General features: G+C 66.1%; 21 protein-coding genes. 9 read left to right on the top strand and 12 right to left on the bottom strand.

Going from position 1 to position 22237, the window contains the following annotated elements:
• Nucleotides 1-30 precede the first annotated feature (30 nt).
• Together CVO96_RS07685 and CVO96_RS07680 are read right to left on the bottom strand one after the other, a co-directional pair.
• Nucleotides 31-978: a DUF808 domain-containing protein gene (locus CVO96_RS07685; protein ID WP_103311727.1), complete on the bottom strand. Its 948-nt coding sequence runs from the start codon at nucleotides 976-978 to the stop codon at nucleotides 31-33.
• 184 nt (nucleotides 979-1162) lie between these two features.
• A complete protein-coding gene (locus CVO96_RS07680; RefSeq protein WP_103313351.1) occupies nucleotides 1163-2890 on the bottom strand; it encodes a copper amine oxidase in 1728 nt (575 codons plus the stop codon).
• Between the two features lie 350 nt (nucleotides 2891-3240).
• Here CVO96_RS07680 and ftsH point away from each other — a divergent pair, with 350 nt between their 5' ends.
• Complete coding sequence (gene ftsH / locus CVO96_RS07675) at nucleotides 3241-5106, top strand: ATP-dependent zinc metalloprotease FtsH (protein ID WP_165795236.1); 1866 nt, start codon at nucleotides 3241-3243, stop codon at nucleotides 5104-5106.
• 69 nt (nucleotides 5107-5175) lie between these two features.
• Here ftsH and CVO96_RS07670 read toward each other — a convergent pair whose 3' ends face one another.
• The 3 genes from CVO96_RS07670 to CVO96_RS07660 form a co-directional block, all read right to left on the bottom strand.
• Nucleotides 5176-5934: a DsbA family oxidoreductase gene (locus CVO96_RS07670; protein ID WP_103311726.1), complete on the bottom strand. Its 759-nt coding sequence runs from the start codon at nucleotides 5932-5934 to the stop codon at nucleotides 5176-5178.
• 89 nt (nucleotides 5935-6023) lie between these two features.
• Entirely contained in the window at nucleotides 6024-6440 is a 417-nt protein-coding gene (locus CVO96_RS07665; protein WP_103311725.1) for an excalibur calcium-binding domain-containing protein, read from the bottom strand.
• A gap of 158 nt (nucleotides 6441-6598) precedes the next feature.
• Nucleotides 6599-8059 carry a glycoside hydrolase family 5 protein gene (locus CVO96_RS07660; protein WP_103311724.1) on the bottom strand — a complete coding sequence of 487 codons (1461 nt, stop codon included), beginning with the start codon at nucleotides 8057-8059 and terminating at the stop codon, nucleotides 6599-6601.
• 107 nt (nucleotides 8060-8166) lie between these two features.
• Between CVO96_RS07660 and CVO96_RS07655 the strand changes: the two genes are divergently transcribed.
• Complete coding sequence (locus CVO96_RS07655) at nucleotides 8167-8490, top strand: hypothetical protein (RefSeq protein ID WP_103311723.1); 324 nt, start codon at nucleotides 8167-8169, stop codon at nucleotides 8488-8490.
• 134 nt (nucleotides 8491-8624) lie between these two features.
• Here the strand turns inward: CVO96_RS07655 and CVO96_RS07650 are convergent, their stop codons facing one another.
• Nucleotides 8625-9242: a hypothetical protein gene (locus tag CVO96_RS07650; protein ID WP_103311722.1), complete on the bottom strand. Its 618-nt coding sequence runs from the start codon at nucleotides 9240-9242 to the stop codon at nucleotides 8625-8627.
• Nucleotides 9243-9401: 159 nt separating this feature from the next.
• Between CVO96_RS07650 and CVO96_RS07645 the strand changes: the two genes are divergently transcribed.
• The 3 genes from CVO96_RS07645 (at nucleotide 9402) to CVO96_RS21050 (ending at nucleotide 10502) form a co-directional block, all read left to right on the top strand.
• A complete protein-coding gene (locus CVO96_RS07645) occupies nucleotides 9402-9782 on the top strand; it encodes a helix-turn-helix domain-containing protein (protein ID WP_133161764.1) in 381 nt (126 codons plus the stop codon).
• 124 nt (nucleotides 9783-9906) lie between these two features.
• Nucleotides 9907-10332 (top strand): type II toxin-antitoxin system VapC family toxin, encoded by a 426-nt coding sequence (locus tag CVO96_RS07640; protein ID WP_103311720.1) that lies wholly within the window; start codon nucleotides 9907-9909, stop codon nucleotides 10330-10332.
• Nucleotides 10329-10502: a hypothetical protein gene (locus tag CVO96_RS21050; RefSeq protein WP_165795235.1), complete on the top strand. Its 174-nt coding sequence runs from the start codon at nucleotides 10329-10331 to the stop codon at nucleotides 10500-10502. Before CVO96_RS07640 ends, CVO96_RS21050 begins: the two co-directional genes overlap by 4 nt.
• Nucleotides 10503-10505: 3 nt before the next feature.
• Here CVO96_RS21050 and CVO96_RS07630 read toward each other — a convergent pair whose 3' ends face one another.
• The gene (locus CVO96_RS07630; RefSeq protein ID WP_133161763.1) at nucleotides 10506-10772 is read right to left on the bottom strand and encodes a hypothetical protein; all 267 of its coding nucleotides are present in this window, start codon (nucleotides 10770-10772) and stop codon (nucleotides 10506-10508) included.
• 222 nt (nucleotides 10773-10994) lie between these two features.
• On the opposite strand from CVO96_RS07630, the gene CVO96_RS07625 reads away from it, so the two are divergent.
• Complete coding sequence (locus CVO96_RS07625) at nucleotides 10995-13637, top strand: TrlF family AAA-like ATPase (protein ID WP_103313349.1); 2643 nt, start codon at nucleotides 10995-10997, stop codon at nucleotides 13635-13637.
• A 5-nt stretch (nucleotides 13638-13642) separates the two neighbouring features.
• Here the strand turns inward: CVO96_RS07625 and carB are convergent, their stop codons facing one another.
• The 4 genes from carB to CVO96_RS07605 form a co-directional block, all read right to left on the bottom strand.
• Nucleotides 13643-16837: a carbamoyl-phosphate synthase large subunit gene (carB, locus tag CVO96_RS07620; protein ID WP_103311717.1), complete on the bottom strand. Its 3195-nt coding sequence runs from the start codon at nucleotides 16835-16837 to the stop codon at nucleotides 13643-13645.
• Between the two features lie 56 nt (nucleotides 16838-16893).
• A complete protein-coding gene (locus CVO96_RS07615; protein ID WP_103311716.1) occupies nucleotides 16894-17355 on the bottom strand; it encodes a tetratricopeptide repeat protein in 462 nt (153 codons plus the stop codon).
• Between the two features lie 119 nt (nucleotides 17356-17474).
• Nucleotides 17475-17810 carry a CopG family antitoxin gene (locus CVO96_RS07610; RefSeq protein WP_103311715.1) on the bottom strand — a complete coding sequence of 112 codons (336 nt, stop codon included), beginning with the start codon at nucleotides 17808-17810 and terminating at the stop codon, nucleotides 17475-17477.
• A 4-nt stretch (nucleotides 17811-17814) separates the two neighbouring features.
• Nucleotides 17815-18081 (bottom strand): BrnT family toxin, encoded by a 267-nt coding sequence (locus tag CVO96_RS07605; protein ID WP_103311714.1) that lies wholly within the window; start codon nucleotides 18079-18081, stop codon nucleotides 17815-17817.
• A 145-nt stretch (nucleotides 18082-18226) separates the two neighbouring features.
• Here CVO96_RS07605 and CVO96_RS07600 point away from each other — a divergent pair, with 145 nt between their 5' ends.
• Nucleotides 18227-18727 carry a winged helix-turn-helix domain-containing protein gene (locus CVO96_RS07600; RefSeq protein ID WP_103311713.1) on the top strand — a complete coding sequence of 167 codons (501 nt, stop codon included), beginning with the start codon at nucleotides 18227-18229 and terminating at the stop codon, nucleotides 18725-18727.
• Nucleotides 18724-19530 (top strand): CPBP family intramembrane glutamic endopeptidase, encoded by an 807-nt coding sequence (locus tag CVO96_RS07595; protein ID WP_103311712.1) that lies wholly within the window; start codon nucleotides 18724-18726, stop codon nucleotides 19528-19530. The genes CVO96_RS07600 and CVO96_RS07595 overlap by 4 nt, the downstream gene beginning before the upstream one ends.
• A 15-nt stretch (nucleotides 19531-19545) precedes the next feature.
• Here the strand turns inward: CVO96_RS07595 and CVO96_RS07590 are convergent, their stop codons facing one another.
• On the bottom strand, nucleotides 19546-20658 hold the full coding sequence (locus tag CVO96_RS07590; RefSeq protein WP_103311711.1) for a GGDEF domain-containing protein: 1113 nt from the start codon (nucleotides 20656-20658) through the stop codon (nucleotides 19546-19548).
• 293 nt (nucleotides 20659-20951) lie between these two features.
• Between CVO96_RS07590 and CVO96_RS07585 the strand changes: the two genes are divergently transcribed.
• Complete coding sequence (locus CVO96_RS07585; RefSeq protein WP_133161762.1) at nucleotides 20952-22193, top strand: MFS transporter; 1242 nt, start codon at nucleotides 20952-20954, stop codon at nucleotides 22191-22193.
• Nucleotides 22194-22237 lie beyond the last annotated feature (44 nt).

Genomic DNA, 22237 nt, shown 5'->3' with positions numbered 1-22237 from the left:
CCCTGGCCGTTGACGCCTGGAATGAAGCGCTCAGTGCTGGGTCGCCGCGCCCCTCCTGGGCAGGGCGTGCAGCACGGCCACGATGATCCCGCCGACGATCAGGCCCAGCAGCCCCGAGCCCAGGGTGTCCACCAGCCACTGCACCAGCCCGGGCGCGAAGCCCACGGCCCGGCTGGTGGCGACCGCCGCGTCGTGCAGGACGTGGGCGGGGCCGGCGATCCCGAAGGTCTCCAGGCCGGCGATCAGGATGTGCCCGCCGACCCACAGCATGGCGGCGGTGCCGATCACCGACAGAGCGCCCATCACGACCGGCATCCCCCGCACTAGGCCGCGTCCGAACGCGCGGGCGATGCCAGTGCCGCTGCGGGCCAGCCGCAGGCCCAGGTCGTCCATCTTCACGATCAGTCCGACCACGCCGTAGACCAGCACCGTGATCATGACCGCCACCACGATCAGGATCAGCGCCCGCGAGCCGAAGCCCTGATCGGCGACCTCGGCCAGCGAGATCGCCATGATCTCGGCCGACAGGATGAAGTCGGTGCGGATCGCGCCGGAGACCATCTGCTGCTCGTGCGCGGCGCTGGACAGCTTGGCCTCGCTGCTCTCGGCGCTCTCGTGGTGGCCGCTGAGGGCCTCGTACAGCTTCTCGGCGCCCTCGAAGCACAGGTACGCCCCGCCCAGCATCAGGATCGGCGTGATGGCCCAGGGCAGGAACTGGCTGAGCAGCAGCGCCGCCGGCAGGATGAACACGACCTTGTTGCGCAGCGAGCCCCGCGCGATCCGCCAGATGATCGGCAGCTCGCGGTCGGGCGAGAAGCCCGTGACATAGCGCGGCGTGACCGCCGTGTCGTCGACCACCACGCCCAGCGCCTTGACCCCGGCCTTGCCGGCCGCCGCGCCGATGTCGTCGATGGACGCCGCCGCGATCCGCGCGATGGCCGCCACGTCGTCCAGCAGGGCCACCAGGCCGCCGCTCATGCCGGACGCTCCGGGCTGCAGGTGGGGGAGAGGCGCAGGGGCAGGAGAGGAGGCCAGGGAGTCATCAGGGTCTCAGGGTAGCGGCCGGCTGCCCGGGAAGGGCCACAGGGCTGTTGACCTTTTCTGCACAGACCTCCGTTCCCGCCTGGCCTTCCGTCCGGCCGCCCGGCGCGGGCAAGGCCCCTCAGGGCTGGTAGGTCTTGATCACGCCGCCGAAGCCGCTCAGGCTGCGCGCCCGGTAGAACACCAGACTGATCGGCAGATTCGAGCCGCTGGCCGGCACGAAGTCGATGTTCAGGCGGTCGGACTGGGCGCGCCACAGCAGGGTCGGCTCGCTGGGCTTCAGGGCGCTGCCCACGCGCGGCAGTTTGATGGTCTGCACGATGGGGCCGTCCAGCACGTTCATGGCGCCCCGGTACAGGCCGCCGCGCGGGCTCAGGGCCACGGCCGCGCCCGCCGCGCCGTTCACCTCCAGGTCGTAGAGCACGCCGTAGTTGCCGCTCAGTTTCACGCTCTGGCCGGTCAGGGCGTCGGTGCCGGTCAGCGCCGGGTCGACCCGCCCGTCGCCGATCACGATGCGGGTGGGCAGCGAGCCCAGGGTCACGCGCAGCCGCCGCACGGCGCCCGGGAAGGTGCCGCGCACATGCTTGCCGTCGGGCTTCAGGTAGGGCAGCTGCTGGGCCACCTGCGCGCTGGGGGGCAGGGTGTCCTCCAGCATCAGGATGGTCAGTTCCACGCGCCCCGAGGTCACCAGATCCTGCATCAGGTTCACGCCGCTGCCGGGGCTCAGGGTGGGGCTGGCATACACGGCGGCGGTCGAGCCCGGACTGAGGGTCAGCAGGCTGCCGCCGGTCGAGGCGAAGTACTCCATCAGCGTGACCTGACCCAGCGTGCCCTCGATGCGGGTGGGCGCCGTCTCGCCCAGGCGGGTGGTGCGGATGTCCACCGGGCGCTCGTCGAGGTTGCGGGCCAGGATGTACAGCCGCGCCGGGCGGCCCAGCCCGTTCAGGTGGTAGGCCAGCATCCGGGCGCGGCCCTGCACCGTGTCCTGGTACAGGATGCCGCTCTGGGTGGGCACCTCGGGGCTGTCGCTGAAGATCAGCGGGGAGGTCTCGCCGGCCACCGGCACCGCCAGCGCCGACGGGTAGTTCAGCACCTGCGGGTCCGGGAAGGAGTCGCCGGGCGAGGCGTATTTCAGCGCGTAGGTCAGCGGCGAGTCCATCGGGGCGCCCGTGACCTGGATGGTGCGGGTGTACGGCCGGCTCAGCAGGCCCCGGCTGTTCGTCACGTTCAGGGTGACCGTGTAGGTGCCGGGCTGGAAGTAGGCGTCCTGGCGGCCCGTCCACTTGCGCGAGGTGATGTCCGCGCCGTCCGGGTCGAAGGCGTACTCGGTGTACACGACCCGCTCGCCCGGGGCGTACACGTTCTTGTCGGTGGAGAAGCGGGCCTGCGGGGCCAGCGGGTTGCCGCCGTCGCGCAGGGCGGTCAGGGTCATGGTGCGCCCGGCGTCGCCCTCGGCGACCAGGTTGGCGTTCAGCGCGTCGGCCAGGGTGCGCGCGCTGACATACAGCACGCCGCCCAGCGCAGCCACGGTGCCCTCGGGCTGGGGCGCGCCGGCCAGCACGCCGCTCACGCGGCGGGTGTCCACCAGCAGGCGCCCGAGCTGCAGCTGCCCGCTGCCGATGGCCCCGGTGGTGTTCAGCGGCTGATCCAGCAGCGCCGCCGCGTCGCGCAGGGGCAGCATGGCGCGGCCCCCCACCAGCCGGGGAGGACTGCTCCACTGGGTCGCCTCGCCGTTGACGTACACGGCGGCCTGATCCACGCTGAAGGTCAGTTGCACCGACCCCACCGACGCGGCCGCGGGCGCCGCCTGCGCCGCCCCGCCGCTCAGCGCCAGCAGGGCGGCGCCCATCACGGAAGCGCCCAGACCAGTACTGCCCAGACCAATCCCACCCAGAACAGTGCCGCCCATCACAGGCGGCGACAGCAGGGCCAGCGTGGTCAGGAGGGCCGGACTTCGGAAGCGGGGGAAGTGCATACCAGGGCGGGGGGAAGACGACAGCATCGCGCAAGTATGCCCGCCGAAGCTGACTGGAGTCTGCGGAATTGTCCCAGCGCGGCCCGCCTCCCCCGTGAGTGTTAAGGCCCTCCCAACGCCCACGGAAACGCCCGGCCCGGCGGGGGCCGAACCGTGCGATTTTCAGGTTATGAGCTGCGGCGAGGCATACACTGGAGTATGTCCAGCCGAGGTGAAGTGCGCCCGTGAAACGTCCGCTCTGGATCTGGGGCCTGCTGGCGGGCGTGCTGGCCCTGCTCGTGCTGAGTTTCATGCTGCCGCGCGGCGGGGGCAACGACCTGAACCTGACCGACTTCACCACCGCCCTCAAACGCGGTGAGGTCAGCGAAGCCCGCGTCACCTTCCAGAACGGCACGGCGCTGCTGAGCGGCACCCTGCGCAGCGGTCAGCCCTACTCCACGCGCACCCTGATCGGCGACCCGGTCGTGAAGCTCGACGCCCTGCAGGCCGCCGGCGTGAACGTGTCCTACCTGCCGCCCGCCCGCCTGAGCGTGCTGGGCGTGCTGAGCATCCTGCTGACCCTGGCCCTGATCGTGGGCCTGATCATCCTGCTCCTCCGCAGTCGCCAGGGGGGCGGCTCCGACGCGGCAGGCACGTTCGGGAAGTCGAAGGCGGCGGTGATCGCGGAGGGGCAGATCAAGCTCTCCTTCCAGGACGTCGCCGGCTGCGACGAGGCCAAGGCCGACCTGCAGGAAGTCGTCGACTTCCTGCGCTCCCCCGAGAAGTACCACTCCCTCGGCGCCCGCATCCCCCACGGCGTCCTCCTCGTCGGCCCCCCCGGCTCCGGCAAGACCCTGCTCGCCAAGGCCGTCGCCGGCGAGGCCAAAGTCCCCTACTACTCCATCAGTGGCTCCGACTTCGTCGAGATGTTCGTGGGGGTGGGCGCCGCCCGCGTCCGCGACCTGTTCGACCAGGCCCGCAAGTCTGCGCCCTGCATCGTCTTCATCGACGAGATCGACGCCGTGGGGAGAAAACGCGGCATCTCGCTGCAGGGCGGCAACGACGAGCGCGAACAGACCCTCAACCAGCTGCTCGTCGAGATGGACGGCTTCTCTTCGGGCCAGGAGGTCATCATCCTGGCGGCGACCAACCGCCCGGACGTGCTGGACGCCGCTTTGCTGCGTCCCGGACGCTTCGACCGGCAGGTGGTGGTGGACGCGCCGGACGTGCGGGGACGCGAGATGATCCTGCGCATCCACGCGCGCAAGAAGCCGCTGGACGTCTCGGTGGACTTGGGGGTGGTGGCCAGGAGGACGGCGGGGATGGTGGGGGCGGATCTGGAGAACCTGCTGAACGAGGCCGCGCTGCTGGCGGCCAGAGAGGGGCGGCACCGGATCACGGGGCGGGACGTGGACGAGGCGCGCGACCGGGTGCTGATGGGGCCGGAGCGGCGCTCGCTGGTGGTGCGGGAGGCCGACCGCAAGGTCACCGCCTACCACGAGGTCGGTCACGCCCTCGCCGCTCAGCTGCTCCCTCTGGCCGACAAGGCGCACAAGCTGACCATCGTGCCGCGCGGGCGCAGCCTGGGCTCGGCGCTGTACACCCCGGAAGACCGCATGCACCACACGCGCTCCGCGCTGCTCGACCGGATCTGCGTGGCGCTCTCTGGGCACGCGGCCGAGCAGGTCGCCACCGGGCAGGTCACGACCGGCGCGGCGAGCGACTTCCAGGTCGCCACGAACCTCGCCCGGCGCATGATCACCGAATGGGGCATGAGCGAGGTCGGGCAGCTGGCGCTGGCGCAGGACACCGGCAACTACCTGGGCTACGGCCCGCAGCAGGGCATCTACAGCGACCACACGGCCGAGCAGATCGACGTGGAACTGGGCCGCATCCTGAACGGGCAGTACGAGCGGGCGCTGGCGCTGCTGGGCGAGCACGCCCACATCCTGCACCGCCTCACCGACGAGCTGATGATCCGCGAGTCGCTGAGCGGCGAGGACGTCCAGACCGTCCTCGCGGGCGGCACCCTGCCGGCGCTGGAGCCGACGCCCCGGCCCGGCGACGATCCCCCCGCCCCCACCGGCCGCCTGACCCCCGGCCCGGCCTGAACGCCCAAAAGCAGAGGGGCCAGCGGTTGCGACGCTGGCCCCTTGCTTGTTCGGCTCCTCCCGGTGATCTCAGCGCGCGCCCTGGGTCTCCGGCACCGCGCAGGAGCCGTCCTCGCAGCCCTCGGCCACGGGGGTGTCCAGGCGGGTCAGCGGGGCGGGGTGGAGTTCGGCCCAGACCTGCTCCAGCGCGCCCCGGAGCACCTGCGCCTCCTGCGCCCCGCTGACCCCGTACCGGCCGCCCAGCACGAAGAAGGGCACGCCGCTGATGCCCAGCGTCCGGGCCTGCGCCTCGTCCTGGCGCACGGCGTCGGCGTAGGTGCCGGCGTCCAGCGCGGCGCGGGTCTGGGCCGCGTCCAGACCGACCTCCTGCGCCAGCCGCACCAGGGTTTCGGGGTCGCCCACGAGTTCGCCCTGCGTGAAGTAGGCCAGCAGCAGCCGCTCCTTCATGGCGTCCTGCAACCCGTGCTCGGCGGCCAGATGGATCAGCTGGTGGGCCAGGAAGGTGTTGGTGGGCCGCAGCACGTCGAAGCGGTAGTCCAGGCCGTCGCGGGCGGCCACCTCGGTCACCTGGGCCATCATGCCCTGGGCCCGCGCCGCGCCGCCGCCGTACTTGCGCGCCAGGATCTCGGCCATCGAGGCGTCCTGCCGGGCCGGGGCACTGGGATCGAGTTCGAAGCTGTGCCACACGACTTCAACCTGATCACGCCCGGCGAAGTCCTGCAGCGCCGCTTCCAGCCGCCGCTTGCCGATGTAGCACCACGGACAGGCGATGTCCGACCAGACGTCGACGCGCAGGGTGGAGGGAGCGGCGGGAGAGGGGAGGCTCATGCTCCCATTGTGCCCCGCTTTAAAAAACAGAGTGAGGGGGCGCACACGATCCTCGCCGCCCCCTCACCCGCCTGCCAGCGCTCTGAACTTCAGCGGTCGCCCTGGTCGCAGGCCACGCCGTTCGAGTTGGAGTCGAGCCCCACCCGGTAGCCCTCCCGGCCCAGCCGGATCGGGGCCTTGTTCGCCGCGCGCATGGCCCGGCAGCTGGCGTAGAACACCCCGGAGAGCGGCGCGCTGCGCGTGAACGGCGTCAGCAGCGTGCGCGCGACGTAGCCGCCGCGCCCCTGATACGAGGTGCGGCACCACTGCCCGCTGCACGCCACGGTCAGCAGCGTGCCGCCGGGCACCACGCCCACCACCAGCCCGTTCGGGGCGGCCACCCGGCGCAGGTTCGATTCCACCCTGGTATATGCCGTGGCGGCCTGCGCCGAGCCCAGCCACGTCCCGCCGACCAGCGCCAGCGCCAGCACCTTCTTCCCCGCCACACGTCCTGAAAACAGTCTCATGGTGCCAGCCTGACATGCGCCCCCACGGGTGCCATGAGCGCTTCCTGAGTTGCCCCTGAGGCGGCGCGGCGGCTGGATGGACACGCGGCCTCAGGGGCGCTGAAGTGTCCAGCGATAGCGCAGCCCCCCGACCTCCGCACTTCGCCTGGACGCCTGGATCAGCGCCCGACCCGGCTGTCCGGGAGCAGGGCGCGCAGCACCGGGTCGTCCCAGACGTTCTTCAGCGGATCGTAGAGCCCGAAGCCCGAGGCCAGTTCCCACCACGCCCAGCTGAGCCCCTGCGCCTCGGCCTCGGCGCGCATGAAGGCGGCCCAGCGCGCCCGGTCGGCCTGCGGCCCGGCCCGGAAGGCCCCGAACTCGCCCAGGAAGACCGGACGGCCGTTCGCCCGGCCCCAGGCGGCCGCCGTACGGATCGGCGCCGCGACCTCGTCCTGCGCGCTGCCCAGGGCCGGGCGCACCCCGGCGCTCGTGACCACGTCCAGCCGCCGCAGGGTAAACGGCGCCGCCGCCTGTTCGCCCTGCGGCATCAGCCACAGGTCGCGCAGGGTGCCGCTGCCGCTGCAGGCCGCCACCGGCACCCGCGTGAGCGCCCCCGCCTGCGCGGTGATACTGGCCGACGGCGGGCTGGTCTTGCCGTCGTTGCGCTCCAGGCACACCACGTTCAGGCCCAGCGTCCGGTCGCTCACGAAGGCGAGTTCCTTCACGCCGGTCAGCGGCTCGTCGCGGTGGAGATACAGCGCCCCGTAGGCCTTCTGCGGCGCCACCGTGAGCCCCCCCGCTCCGCCCGCGAGGGTCACGTCCCACGACCAGTTGGCCCAGCCGTTCGCCGGGCGCAGGCCCCCCGCCGGCCACGGGATGCCGGTGGGCCGCGCCGGGCCGCCGAAGTCGGTGCCCTGGTGCGTGAATTCCATGGGCGTGTAGTGGTGGAAGGTCACGATCAGGTGTCCGTCGGCGGGCAGCCGCAGCGTGCCCAGCCGCTCGGCCGAATTCCACCCGACCGGCCCGACGATCACCACCCGGCGCGGGTTGGACTTGCGGATCACCGCCAGCGCCTGGGCCTGCAGCTCGTTCCAGACTGCCTCGACCTTGCCGTTCGGCTCGTTCAGTACCTCGAACAGCACCTCCGGCCCCTGGTTTCGGTAGTGCGCCGCCACCTGCCCCCAGATGGCCAGGAAGCGCGGGCGGTGCGCGGCCGGCTCCCGCATCAGTTCCTCGTAGTGGTGGAAATCGAGGATCACCGCCAGGTTCCGGCGCCTGGCCTGAGAGACCGCCCAGTCCACCCGCGCGAAGAAGGCCGGATCGACCGTATACGGCGCCTGCGCCCCCGCCCTCGTGTTCCAGCGCACCGGCAGCCGGATGGCCGTGAAGCCCGCCGACCTCGCCAGATCGAAGAAGCGCTCCTCCAGCTTCAGGCCCCACTCGCCCTCCTGCGGGGCCTCGAGCATGTTGCCGAAGTTGATGGTGCGCCGCAGGAGGCCGTTGGCCCGGAACGCGGCCTCGCGGCCGGGCGGAACCTGCAGGGTCACGCCCCGGCCCGGTTGGGGCGCCTGGGACGGCGCCATCAGGCCCAGACCGACCAGCGCCACCGCCGCCACCCCTGCTCCCGCCAGACTGTTCATCCTTCACCCTAGGCAGGCGCGGTGAGTTGAACGTGAGGTCAGTTGGGAGACGAAGCCCCTGACCTATCGTGCATCACTGCACAATTGCCCCTGTACTATGGACGGGTATGAAAAATCCTGCATTCGGCCTGATCCTGCTCGCGTCCCTCGCCCTGGCCTCCTGCGCGCCCAAGTACACGGCGGCCACCCAGAAGCCCGTGGCCGACATGAGCTGCGCCGAAATCAAGACCGAGCTGGGCCAGCTGGCCACGGTGCGGAGCGAGGCCCAGAGCAAGAGCGGCGTGAGCAAGGAGAACGTGCTGTTCGCCGTGTTCTTCCTGCCCGGCGCCGTCGTGAACGAGCTGGACAACCGCGACGTGATCGCCAAGGTCGACGCGCGCACCGCCGAACTGGTCAAGGCCCAGAGCGCCAAGAACTGCCCGGCGAGCTGAGGCAGACCGGGCCCTGACTGACGGGCTCTGCCTGACGGGCGATAGAGCTTCCCCCCACAGACCTGATGTCCGTGGGGGGACTGTTGACCGAACGCATGAGGCGCCCGAACCGGGAGGGTCTGCCTGACTGGTGCCTACTTGTGGCCGCCGCCGTGCCCGCCGCCGTCATCCGAGCCGCCGCCACCACTGCCACCACCACTACCGCCGCCACTGCCACCACCCTGGTCGTCGCCGCCGTCATGGCCGCTGCCATCGTCGGAGCCGTGCCCACCACCGCTGCCGCCGTGGTCATCGCCCGCATCGTGGCCTGCGCCGTCGTCTGCCCCATCATCTGCACCGTGGCCGCCGCTGCCGTGGTCGTCTCCGGCATCGTGCCCGGCTCCGTCGTCGGCCCCGTGGCGGGCCTCGGGCTCCTGACCGCGGGCCTCGCTGTTGTCCAGCGCGGTTTCCAGGGGCAGCACCCGCTCGCCCACGCGCACGCCCAGGCGCTCGGCCTCGGGTTCGCGGGCGGTGATGGGCGAGGCCAGCACGAAGGTTCTGACGGTGCTCACGCCGTTCACGGTCACCGTGACCCGCAGGGTGCGGCCCGCCTTCAGGTCGCCCGTGGCCTTCAGGTGGCCGCTCAGGGCGCCCGTGGCGACCACCCGTCCATCGGCGTTCAGCACCTCGACGGTCTGGGTGGCGGCGGCGGCGAAGGCCAGTCCGGCGCTCAGGGCCAGGGCGGCCAGTCCTCGTTTCAGGGTGATCTTCATGGCCCTATTGCACGCCTTTGCACCGCCGTGCGCCATGGCCCAAGGTCGGACACCCAGGGGGGGCGGAGGTCGGGGCAGGGGGAGGCGTGGCAACAGGGGGTGCCCCCCCGATCCGCTCTATACTCCTGAGAGGAAGAGTCTTTCGCCTGGAGGTAAAGAGTGACAGCCCAGATGCGCTTCGACCTTGCCGCACTGCTGCGGCAGCACAACCTCAGCCAGAAGCAACTGGCGCAGGCGGCCAACATGCGCCCCGCCACCGTGAACGCCATCTACAATGCCCGCGTGGAGCGGATCGAGGTCAGCACCCTGGTCGATTTGGTCAGCGGTCTGCGCCGCCTGGGCGTGAATGCCGACGTGGGCGACATCCTGCAGGTCATCGACGTGCCCGACGAAGCCGAGCAGGCCGCCCGAGAGCGTGCCCTGCGCCTGCTGGGTGGCGAACCCTGGGGCCTGAGGGCCGCCGGTTCCGCCGTGCTGGCTGAGGTCAGCGGGCCACCCATCGAGGAGCTTCTGCGCGAGCACCGTGGGCCAGAGAGTTGATACCGAACCTACGCGAGTGCGGGACATGCCGTGGACAGATCGGCATGCCTTTCCACCGCTCCAGTCCGGCATCTGTCTCATGCTCGCTCCGCTCAGCCTCGTCCTGGGCTCGGCTGAGTTTCATATGACGCTGCTGTATCTGGACACCTCAGCTCTTGCCCGGCTGTACACCCTGGAACCGGGCCACGAGAAGGTTCGTGCCGCACAGGCCGCTGCCAGTGGCGACATTACCCATGCCATCACCTATGTGGAACTGCACTCCGCGCTGGCCGGGCGAAAACGGCGCAGGGCCATCAGTGGCCGCGCCTACCAGACCGCCGTGCGGGACATCGAGAGCGACTGGCTGACCATTCGCCATATCGCTACTGACGACCAACTCCTGCAAGACGCCGCCCGACTGGCCCAGGCCCACCCGCTGCGTGCGTATGACGCCGTGCATCTGGCCGCCGCCCAGGCGATAGCGCCGCTGGGCATTCAGTTCATGACCTTCGACTTGACCCTGCGGAGCGTGGCCGAGGCCGTGATGCCAGGGCAGGTGTGGACGCCATGACCGATCCGGTGGAGCCGGAACGTGCAGAGAACAGCCCTGCCGAGCTAACCCCAGAGGAGCAGGCATTGGCAGAGGAATACGCTGCTTACGCCCGCTCCGGCGAACACAGGGAATTCGACGACTGGAACGACATGGACGGCCTGGAGTCCAGCGACGGCAAAGACTGGTAAGGGTTAGGAGCGTTTGCGCTGTGCTCGCATCTCTTCGTCAGTCAGCATGTCCTGCGGGTCTACGGTGCCGAACACGTTGAGGATTTTTAGTTGCTGCTCAGTAACGTCTGCCTCGTCTGGAACGGCTTTGATAAGCCAATATCCATCTGGCCGTTTCAGCAGGGTCAGTGTGTCGCCCTCGGCCACGTCAAATTCCGTGAGCACATCGGCTGGCAATGCAACCGATCCATCCGGCCCCAGCGGCAGAAGATAGGGCTTCGCGTCGCTCATACCAGAGTGTAGGGGCAAAGAACGCAATACGGTAAAGGCGCTGGGAGAAGCAGCGATGCTCCCCCAACTCCCCGCCCGCCCCCACTACGGGCGAAAGCCGAAGCGGGAGCGAGGAGCAGTCCGCCAGTGGTCAAAGTCTTCACTCTTTCTGTGTTTGCGAAAATAATAGTCAAAATGTGTCGCGCAAGGTGAAAATCTGAGCTAGTCTAATCCCAACCCGCTATGAATCTACTCGAACAGTATAGCCAAATGCAGTCAACAAAAGACGGCCTTCGTGAATTTAGAGTCGACCTACACGTACACACTCCAGCATCTAAAGACTCTAAGTGGCCTGAGGATGATCCCCCTAAATTGTTGCGAGCTTTTTGGGATGCCGGTCTGGAAATCGTTGCTATTACTGATCACTTCTCGGGGTCATATATTGATCGACTTAACGAAGCGAAAAAGCACATGAAAAAGCGTATAGAATTCCGAGATAGGCCCTTGCCTCTTATATTACCGGGAGTCGAAATAGAAATTAGAGGTGTCCACCTTACCTGCGTCTTCCCTGAAGAGAAGGGTTCGGCCGATATAGATTACTTTCTGAGCCAGATTAGAATAGATGTAAGCGACCGAGGTAATGAGAAGGCTAATTGCATCGCCGGGATAGATGAAGTAAGAAGTGCAGTTTCAAAAATGGGCGGGATTATTATAGCCGCTCACTGCAACTCGACCAAAGGATTATTTACAATATCAGGCAAAGATTTTGAGGATATCTATGCAATTGTGGATGTATTTGAAGTAAATAAAGCAGATCTTGCGAGAAATGTACTAGCTATTTCGAGTAAGAAGCCTGATATTATCAATAAACCATTTGTTCAGAGTTCGGACGCTCATCAGGAATCAGATTTATTGCGAAGTAATTTCCGGCTGAGACTTGATGGCGCTTCCTTTGCAAGTTTGAAACAGATTATATTCGAGCCAAAATTCAGGTTGCCTAACTTCTCAAGTAAAATAAAGATTCTTGGTATGCGAATAAATAGTGAGCACGGAATTTATAAAGACACTGTATTTAGATTTAATAGCAGTCTAAACGTAATTATTGGCGGAAGAGGGGCGGGAAAGTCTATACTTATTGACACTCTGCGTTATACCTTAAATGATCTGCCGTCATCTGCGGAATTGTTGAGCAGAGACGGCGGTATTCTTTCTAGGTTAGCAAATACATATAGAGAAGGCGATTCGATCTCAGTCTTTATGGAAGTTGATGGTAGAATTTATAGCTGCATAAGGCCATTATCGATTCAGAAAAAGGGGCGCGAGTATGAAGCGTCTGCCAGCGAAAGGTGGTTTATTTTAGAAGCGGGGGATTTTTCTCACTGCGAAAAGCCAAATGTGTCGTTTATAATATACTCTCAAAGAGAAATTGAGAAATTGACTACGCAATCTGAGCAAATCGGGGATATATGTGATGACTATTCCGAAATGGTCATTCGCACTAAAAGAGAGGAAGAATCTATTTCCGATGAGATAGATGGATTAATTAATAATAGGGAAAGCCTTTTAAAAATCTCGGAAAAGCTTGAAATAAAGTCTGCACGTTATTCTGAAGTCATTGCCGAAGTTGATAGATACGAGAGTTTACTAAAGGAAGTTGACGGTTCAAAATATAGCAAGATGCATAAAGCGGAGATAGAAACCAATAAATACATAAGATTGGTCGCTGACAAAGTAGACATTTTGCGTGAGAACGGAAAAACAATTAGTAATGATTTGATCGAACTAAGAAATTCATTCACAAATCAAAACGAGTTTGTATCTGACGAGTTTGAGAGGTTTTTTTCATTTATTGGTCGCTGGTCTTCCGAGATCATTGAATTGATGTCGTTTTCCGCAATACCGAAATTTTCTGAATCCGCAGATAGAAAAGATTGGCAAGCGAAACTGGAAACCGAGAAACAGGCGTACGAGAAGATCGTCCGCGAGTCTGGCCAGGACTCTCTTGACATGCTCTTACCGCGTCTGAATAGACTAAGAGAGGAAAGGGATAGGTTAGCCAGGGAGATAGATAGGGAAAAGTTAGAGATATTAAAGATATCTAAAACTGAGCAAGAAATTATTGATAAGTCAAAAGATTTAGACGTAAAGCGTTCTGAAATCAGGACAAGGCGCGAAGAAAATATACAAAATATTAATCTTAAAACACCTGCGAATATATACATCGACTATGCTGATTCGCTAGAAAGGTACAAAGAGTTTCTTGACGATTTGCTGAAATCAAAAGGCTTGTCAGATAAAACAGGAACAATTGGAAAAATTCAAACAATTTCGAGTTCAAAGATGGTGGCACTGGCTTTAGCAAATGACATAGAGGGGGTAAAAAAGCTTGGCATTTCTGAAGCGAACTCGCTAGTATTAATACCAATTTTCAAAAGTACCTCTGGTATGAAAGCGATCCGACATACGGCAGTATTTGCCCCAAAATATGGCTTGGAAAAAATGGGTAGGAAGTATAATGTCGATGAGCTTTCGATTGGCGAAAGGGTGAGTGCAGTGTTCCCGCTCTTAACTATCAACTCAGGCTTGCCTATTGTTCTTGATCAGCCTGAGGACGACTTAGACCATGATTATATTATTGAAAATATCATTGGAACTATTAGATCTAGCAAGTTAAGTCAGCAATATGTTATAGTGACTCATAATCCAAACATTCCTGTTCTTGCCGACGCTGACCAAGTTATTAAGGTGTCACGAGATGAGGTAAACCGCTGTTGCTACATTGAAGCTCAGGGAGGCTTGGAAAACATAATAATAAACGATAGAATTGCTCAACTTGAAGGCGGATTAAAGGCGATAGAGCTAAGGTTCAACAGATACAAACGGTGATTTGGCTATCTAACCCACTCCTGCAAGCTCTTCACTCCCAGCACCTGTCCCTTCGCGGCGGCAATCGCCTTCGCCGTCCACTCGGCGGCCTCCCTCGTGCTCACGATCGGCACGCCGCGTTCCAGGGCGGTGCGGAGCAGCTTCGAGCCCGTCACGTCGATCAGCAGTGCGGGCAGTGTATCGCCGTCCTGCTCCCGGAGCACGCTCAGTCCAGCGCCTTCCAACGCGGCGGCCACGTCATCCAATCCTTCGCCCAGTAATAAGGCGGTGCCCCCCGTGGGCAGGTTGCTCTTGGCCCCCAGCTGCGCCCGGTAAAAGGCCAGGTACGGGTCGGCGTCGATGCCCATGCTCTCGCCGGTGCTCTTCATCTCTGGGCCCAGCACGGGGCTCACGCCCGCGAACTTCAGGAACGGCAGGTGCACTTCCTTGACCGAGTACATGAGGGGCACGGGCGTGTCATGCACGCCGATCTGATCCAGCGTGTGCCCCACGGCAATCCGGGCGGCGCTCTTGGCGAGGGGGTGGTTCACGGCCTTGGACACGAAGGGCACCGTGCGGCTGGCGCGCGGGTTGGCCTCCAGGATGTACGCCACGTCGTCCTTGACCGCCCACTGCACGTTCATCAGGCCGCGCACGCCCAGCTCAAGCGCGAGGCGTTCGGTGTCCGCCTTCACGCGGGCCAGCAGTTCGGGGCTCAGGCTGACCGGCGGCAGGATACAGGCCGAGTCGCCGCTGTGGATGCCGGCGGCCTCGACATGCTCCATGATGCCCATGACGACCGCTCTGTTCCCGTCGCACAGCGTATCCACGTCCAGCTCCAGCGCCCCTTCCAGAAACTGATCCAGCAGGATGCTCGGCTGCCCTTCCACGGCGGCGTAGACTTCCGAGAGGTACGTGGTCAGCTCGGCCATGCTCCGCACGGTGCGCATGGCGCGGCCCCCCAGCACGTAGGAGGGCCGGGCCATCAGCGGAAAGCCCAGTTCTTCGGCCAGCGCGGCGGCCTGATCGGGCGTCTGCGCGACCTTGCCCAGCGGCTGCGGCAGGCTTAGGCGCTCGCACAGGGCGTTGAAGCTCGCGCGGTCTTCGGCCTCATGGATCGTCTCGGGGCTGGTGCCGATGATCGGGGCGCCAGCGTCGGCCAGCCGCTTGGCCAGCTTCAGCGGCGTCTGCCCGCCGAGCTGCACGATCACGCCGATGGGCTGCTCGTGCTCGACGATGTTCATCACGTCCTCGAAGGTCAGCGGCTCGAAGTACAGGCGGTCGGCGGTATCGTAGTCCGTGGAGACCGTCTCGGGGTTCGAGTTCACCATGATGGTTTCAAAGCCCGCCTCCTGCAGCGCCCAGACGGCGTGCACCGTGGCGTAGTCGAACTCCACGCCCTGCCCGATGCGGTTGGGGCCGGAGCCCAGGATCATGACCTTGGGTTTGTCGGTGGGCCGCACCTCGTCCTCCCACTCGTAGGTCGAGTAGTGGTACGGCGTGTGCGCCTCGAACTCGGCGGCGCAGGTGTCCACGGTTTTATAGACCGGCGTGGCGCGGGCGGCCTTTCTGATGCCGCGTACCTCTAGCTCGCTCATAGCGGTGGACGGTGCCTTCCCGTCCCGAACGGAGTGAGTCGCCGCCATGGAAGCGTCGGGAGCTGGAGTGGCTGACTCCGGCGCTGTTCCGGAGGCGGACACGGAAGCGGACGACGCGCTCAGCCCCACGATCTCGCCCAGCCGCGCGTCACTGAACCCCAGGCGTTTGACCTCGCGCCAGATCTCGTACTTCCACTCTGCTATCGGCCCCAGTTCCAGGATCTCGCGCTCGGCGTCGATGATCTCCTTCAGCTGGCACAGGAACCAGGGGTCGATCTTCGTGGCCTCGTGCAGGTCGGCCACCGTCTCGTCGCGGCGCAGCAGCTCCAGCACGGCTTCCAGGCGGCGCGGATTACCGTACAGCAGGCCGCGCAGTTCCTCCACGCTCATGGCGGCGAAGGCCCCGCGCACGTCGGACTCCACCGAGCGCATGGCCTTCTGCAGGCTCTCCTTGAAGGTGCGCCCGATCGCCATGACCTCGCCCACGCTCCGCATCTGCGTGCCCAGCGCGTCGGACGTACCGGGGAACTTCTCGAAGGCGAAGCGCGGGATCTTGGTGACCACGTAGTCGATGGAGGGCTCGAAGGAGGCCGGGGTGACGCGGGTGATGTCGTTCGTCAGCTCGTCGAGGTGGTACCCGACCGCCAGCAGCGCGGCGATCTTGGCGATGGGGAAGCCGGTGGCCTTGCTCGCCAGGGCAGAGGAGCGGCTCACGCGCGGGTTCATCTCGATCACGATCACGCGCCCGTCTTTGGGGTTCACCGCGAACTGGATGTTGCTGCCTCCCGTGTCCACCCCGATCTCGCGGATGATGGCGAGGCTCATGTCGCGCAGCCGCTGGTATTCCACGTCGCTCAGGGTCTGTGCCGGGGCCACGGTAATGCTGTCGCCGGTATGCACCCCCATCGGGTCGAAGTTCTCGATGGAGGTGATGATGACCACCGTGTCGGCGGTGTCGCGCATGACCTCCAGCTCGTATTCCTTCCAGCCCAGGATGCTCTCTTCCAGCAGCACGGAGGTGACCGGCGAGTCGCGCAGGCCGCCCTCGGTGATCGCCAGGAACTCCTCGTAGGTGTGCGCGATGCCGCCGCCCGTGCCCCCCAGCGTGAAGGAGGGCCGGATCACGATGGGCAGGCCGATCTCCTTCTGATACTCCACGGCTTCGTCCATGGAGTGCACCATCCGGCCCTTGGCGGTGGCGATACCGATCTTCTTCATAGCCGCCTGGAAAGCTTCGCGGTCTTCGCCCTTGTGGATCGCCTCGGCATTCGCGCCGATCAGCTCCACGCCGAATTCGGCAAGCGTGCCGCTGGCGTTCAGATCCATCGCCAGGTTCAGCGCGGTCTGGCCGCCCAGCGTGGGCAGCAGCGCGTCGGGACGCTCCTTCTCGATCACCTTGCGCACGAACTCGGGCGTCAGCGGCTCCAGGTACGTCGCGTCGGCCAGATCGGGGTCGGTCATGATCGTGGCCGGGTTGGAGTTCACCAGCACCACGCGGTAGCCCTCGCTTTTCAGGGCCTTGAGCGCCTGCGTGCCCGAATAGTCGAACTCGGCCGCCTGCCCGATCTGGATGGGGCCGCTGCCGAGAATCAGGATGGTTTTCAGATCAGTACGCTTGGGCATTCCAGAGAGGAAGTATGTCACGGAAAGGGGAGAGGGGCGTGAGGCCGGATGTATGACTATGCAGAGGGAGGAAGGGCAGACGTGTCTATGTCCAGGGCAATGGTCGAGAGATAGCTCAGGTACTTGGGATCTTCTCCATCAAAGATCTCCGGCCCGGCCAGGGCGTAGGCACCCATGAGCCCGTTGCCTGCCCGGCGCATATCGCTCAACTCGAAGGCGCATTGCCCTATGCGGAGGTGGATGAATGCGTTGTCCAGCGGGCCAATCAGCTGAGCCCGATTGAAGCTCTGCCAGGCATCCTCGTAGCTACCCCTCAGAAAGTGGGCGTCCCCTATCGCGGTGTAGAGCCAGAAGGTCGCGTCCCAATGGTCAACGGGTTCCGGCAGGAGGTCGAGCGCCTGCTGGTAGGTGGCAAGAGCGGCGTCGAACTGCTCCGCTTCGGCAAGGTCGTCCCCTTCGGCACACAGCCGAGTCACTTCTGCATGAAGGTCATCGCTCAGCTCTGCGGGAAGGGTCATGGCGGAACTATAGCCACACGTTTGCGAGCCTCCTGCATAGAGCGGAGTTCTACTCTTTTGTCGTCTGATCTGTCTTGGTTTGTCAATAAGCGCTCCACTCAGGGTGACGTCTCCGCCCCCTACACGATCTTCAGCCGCTTCTCTTCCTCATAGACCCGCTCCAGCACGAATTCTTTCAGCAGGGTCTGGTACGAGGTGCCCTTCACTTCGGCCAGGTGCCGCAGCCGCCGCTCCAGATCGGCGCTCAGGCGCAGGCTGGTGGACTTGGATTGTCGGCCAGCGTGGCGTGAACGCTTGGGCAGGCGGGCCAGCAGGTCGGCAGCCTCAGGGTTCCGGGCGGCCAGATCGAACAGCCCATCGCCCAGTTCGTGGGTGGCCCAGAACTCGGCTTCCTCAGCCTCGCTGGCGAAGGTCGGAATGTCGCTGGGATCGTTGATGAGGATGAGTGTGGTCATGTGCTTACCTCCGGTAACGGCGTTTTTCGGTGTCGGTGGCGTCGCGGGCGGTGACCACACGGATCAGGTCTGCCCGGTAGGTGAAAATCACGGTCAGATACCGTCCGTCTTCGGTCTGCCCGACCAGGGCGCCGCGCCATTCGCCATCGTTGGCGGGTCGCGCGAAGGCGGGGACAGCGTCCGGGTCGCTCAGGGCGTCTTCGGCCTCGGCGGGCTCGACACCGTGCCGCGCGATATGTCCTTCGTTGGCGTCATCCCACTGGAAGGACATGGATATAGTGTAGCGGCTTTTGTTGGTACGAAATACAGCCGAACCCTGAACATGCCGGGACACATCACCTCATCTCCCTCTTGCAATAAAATTGAAACAGTGCTAAAAAATTGAACATGCGGGATCGGCCGCATTGGGAGGCCGGATGGAACTGCAGCGCGTCCTGAGCACGCCGGAGGAACTCAAAAAGTTCGCCGACCCCACCCGCATGCTGCTGTTCCGGCTGCTGGTCGGGCGCGAGGGCACCCTGACCCAGCTGGGCCGCGCGCTGGGCCTGAAGCCCAACCTGACGCTCTACCACCTTCGCCAACTGCTGGAGCTGGGGCTGATCGAGGTCGTGCGCCACGACGACACCGGCAAGCACTACCGCGCCACGGCGCTGAACGTGGGCATCTCGCCCACCCTGCGCCTGCGCCCGGAGGCCGACCCGGACAGCCTGACCCCGCCGCCCTCGCCCGCCCCGCCGGGGGGCCTGCCTCCCCTGCAGGAGCGCCTGCACCTCGCGGACGCCGACCGGCTGGCCCTGCACGCCGAACTGGCGGCGGTGGTGGCCCGCTACGCCGCCCGCCAGACCCCCCGGGCCGACCCCTGTTTCGTCGGCGTCGCCGTGCTCAGCCCGCTGGACGGCGAGAGAGGAGACCCATGACGACTGCTGCCCCTCCTGCCCGCTCGCCCCGCCCCTGGATCGGCCTGCTGCGCCTCGCGGTGCCCGGCCTGATCGGCGTGGCGGCCCTCTTTCCCACGGCGCGCGAGCTGGTGCGCGGCCTGCTGGAGCGCCCGGAGACGGCCGCGCGGATTCCGGCGAATCTCCCGCTGGACGCCGTGACCGCGCTGGCGCTGATTCAGCCGGGCCTGCTCACCGTGGGCGCGGTGGTGCTGGGCGGGGTGCTGGCGCCGAAGGTGGGGCTGCGCTCGGTGCTGGCGGGCACGGCTCGATTGAGCCGCAGCGACCTGGGCCTGGGCGTGCTGTCGGGCGTGTTCAGTGGCGCCGCGCTGGTCGCGCTGGACGCCCTGACCCGGCCCCTGCTGGGCGAGGCCGGCGCGGCCCTGAGCCTGAGCCAGCCGCGCGGCCTGCCGGAGACCCTGGTGGGCGTGCTCTACGGAGGCGTGACCGAGGAACTGCTGTTGCGCTGGGGCGTGATGACGCTGCTGGTGTGGGCCGGCTGGCGGCTCTTCCAGCGCGGCCAGGGGGCGGTACGGCCGGGGCTGATGTGCGGGGCGATCCTGCTCTCGGCCGTGGTGTTCGGGCTGGGCCACCTGGGCGCGGCGGGCAGCCTGGTCGCGCTGACCCCGGCGGTGATCCTCCGCACGGTCGGCCTGAACGCGCTGGTCGGCACCCTCTTCGGCTGGCTGTACTGGCGGCGCACCCTGGAAACCGCCATGGTGGCGCACGCGTCCTGGCACGTGACCGTCACGCTGATCGGGCTGGGGCTGGCGGCGCTGGCCTGAGCCTGGGCTCGGCGCTCAGTTCACGAAGCTGCCGGAGCTGGCCTGGACGTCGTGCATCACGCGGTTGCGGCCCGACTGCTTGGCGCGGTACATGGCGGCGTCGGCGCGCTGGACGCAGTCGTGCAGGGAGTGGGTGTGTTCGCCGTGCGTGAGGCCGAACGACGCCGTGACCCGCTCCACCGGCCCGAAGCGCTGCGAGGCCACCGAGGCGCGCAGGAACTCCACCAGGGCGGCGGCGCGTTCCGGGGGCTGGCCGGGCAGGATCAGCAGGAACTCCTCGCCGCCCCAGCGGGCCAGCAGGTAGTTGTTCCCGCTCAGTTCGCGCACCAGGGCCGCCACGCCGCGCAGCACCTCATCGCCGACGTGGTGGCCGTGCTGGTCGTTGACCTGCTTGAAATGGTCGATATCGAACAGGACGACCGTCCGCACGCCCCGGCGCAGGGCGGGCCAGTGTTCCTCCGCGTAGCGGCGATTGGGCAGGCCGGTCAGCACGTCCATGTAGGCCAGCGTCCGCACCTGCGCCAGCCGCTGCTTGACGTAGGCCAGCGAGCCCAGCAGCGCCACCGTGACCCCCTGCGCCAGCAGGAACTGCAGCAGGATGGCAAACAGCCGCACGCTCCAGTCGCCGGCCGCCTGCAGCTGCGGCACGGCCAGCACCGTGATCAGCAGCATGACCGCGTAGGTCAGCGCCACAATGCTGAAGGCCTGCCGCACCTCCCAGGCCAGGAAGGCGGTGGCGAACATCACGGGAAACCAGTAGGTGGCCTCCGTGAGCCGCTGATCGGGGCCGACGTTGGTTCGCAGTTCGTTGGCCAGGGTCGCCAGGAAGTACAGGGCCGCCACCGTATACACCGCGCCCAGCGCCCGGTGGGCCGGCAGCCGGCGCAGCTGCAGCAGGGAGGCGCTGAGCGCGATGGTCAGGGCCAGCGCGCTCAGGCCCCACAGATCCAGCGGATTGACACCCGGCCACTGCACCCCGATGCCCGCCGCGCAGGCCAGCACCCCCAGCGGCGAGAGCCACACGAAGGCGCGGCGGCCCAGGGCGTTCCACTGCTCCGGCTCGGCCGAGGGCGGCGGCAGGCGCCAGTTCCAGCGGCGGGCGGGCGGTGGGGGCAGGGGTGCGGGCAAGCGTCCTCCTGAGAAGAGATGGTGGCTTCAGTGTAGGCCAGTCTAGGGCAGGGTTCGTATCCCTGACAGTCCGTCCCGCCTGTCCGCTGGCCCCTGCACCCTGTCCCCCTGTGCGCTGGCGGGTGCGTGCGCGTGTACGCCATCCGGCCGATGGCAGCCCCCCGGTCGTTCAGTACGCTGCCCCTACCCCAGACCCTCGGGGTGTGATCCACCATGCCAACAGTCGCCTGACCACCCCCTGAAACCCTGCGCCCCCTGGGTGGCGCGTCCCGACTGTTGTTCCCGAGGTAGATGTGACCAAAAAGAGTGACCCCGTGCGGGTCTTCCTGACCATGGAGGCCGGGCTGGCCTTCACCTTCGCCCTGGCGTTCACGCTGCAGGGCCTGTATTTCGTGCAGGAGGCCGGACTGCGGCCCCTGCAGCTCCTGCTGATCGGCGCCGCGCTGGAGCTGAGCGCCTTCCTGCTGGAAGTCCCGACCGGCGTGCTGGCCGACGTCTATTCGCGGCGGCTGTCGGTCATCCTGGGCTGCGTGTGCCTGGGCGTGGCGATGCTGCTGGTGGGGCTGTTCCCGGTGTTCGGCGTGCTGCTGGCCGCGCAGGTGGTCAGCGCCGCCGGCTACTGCTTCCTGAGCGGCGCCCAGCAGGCCTGGCTGGCCGACGAGGCCGGCGAGGAACGCCTGGGCAGCCTGCTCATGCTGGGCGGCCAGTACGGGCGCGTGGCGGACATCGTGGGCATCCTGGCCACGGCCGCGCTGGCGAGCTTCGGCGTGGGGGTGCCCATCGTGGTCGCGGGTGGGTGCGCGTTGATCCTGGCCGCCTACCTGGCCCTGAAGATGCCCGAGCGCGGCTTCCAGCGCCCCGCGCCAGAGGATGGGCCCCAGGAGCGGTTCACCTGGGCGGCCCTGACCGGCACCCTCCGCCACGGCGTGCGCGAGGTGCGCGCCAGCCACACGCTGCTGTTCCTGATCGCGGCGGCGGGGCTGTATGGCGCGAGCACCGAGGCGGTGGATCGCCTGAACCAGTTCCTGCTGATCCGCGAGACCGGCCTGCCGGGGGGGCTGAGCGCCGCGAACTGGTTCACCCTGCTGGCGCTGGTGGGCTCGCTGGTGGGCTGGCTGGTCACCGAGCCCCTGCGCCGCCGCCTGGATCTGTCGGACGCCGCGCGGGTGGCGGGGGCGCTGCGGCTGGTGCTGCTGGGCTCGGTGGCGGCGCTGCTGGCCTTCGCGCTGGCCCCGGGCTTCGCCTGGGCGGCGGCGGCGCTGACCATCCACGGCGTGCTGGCCGGGCTGTACTCGCCGCTGTCTTCCACCTGGCTGAACCTGGGCCTCGACCCGCGCACGCGGGCCACCGTAAATTCCTTCGCCGCGCAGGCCGACGCGCTGGGACAGGTGGGCTGCGGGCCGCTGTTCGGGCTGGCGGGCAACCTCTGGGGCGTGCGCGCGGCGCTGGCCCTGGCGGCGCTGGTGCGGCTGCCCACGCTGGCGCTGCTGGGGCGGGCGGGGCGGGTCACGGCGTCCAGGCCGGCTGATCTCTGATTCAAGAAGATGGGGCGGGACGTGTCTGGCGCGTCCCGCCCCTT

The sequence above is a fragment of the Deinococcus koreensis genome (genome assembly GCF_002901445.1).
In the GTDB taxonomy this organism is placed as follows: Bacteria; Deinococcota; Deinococci; order Deinococcales; family Deinococcaceae; genus Deinococcus; species Deinococcus koreensis.
This window is presented reverse-complemented; position numbering and strand designations above follow the sequence as displayed.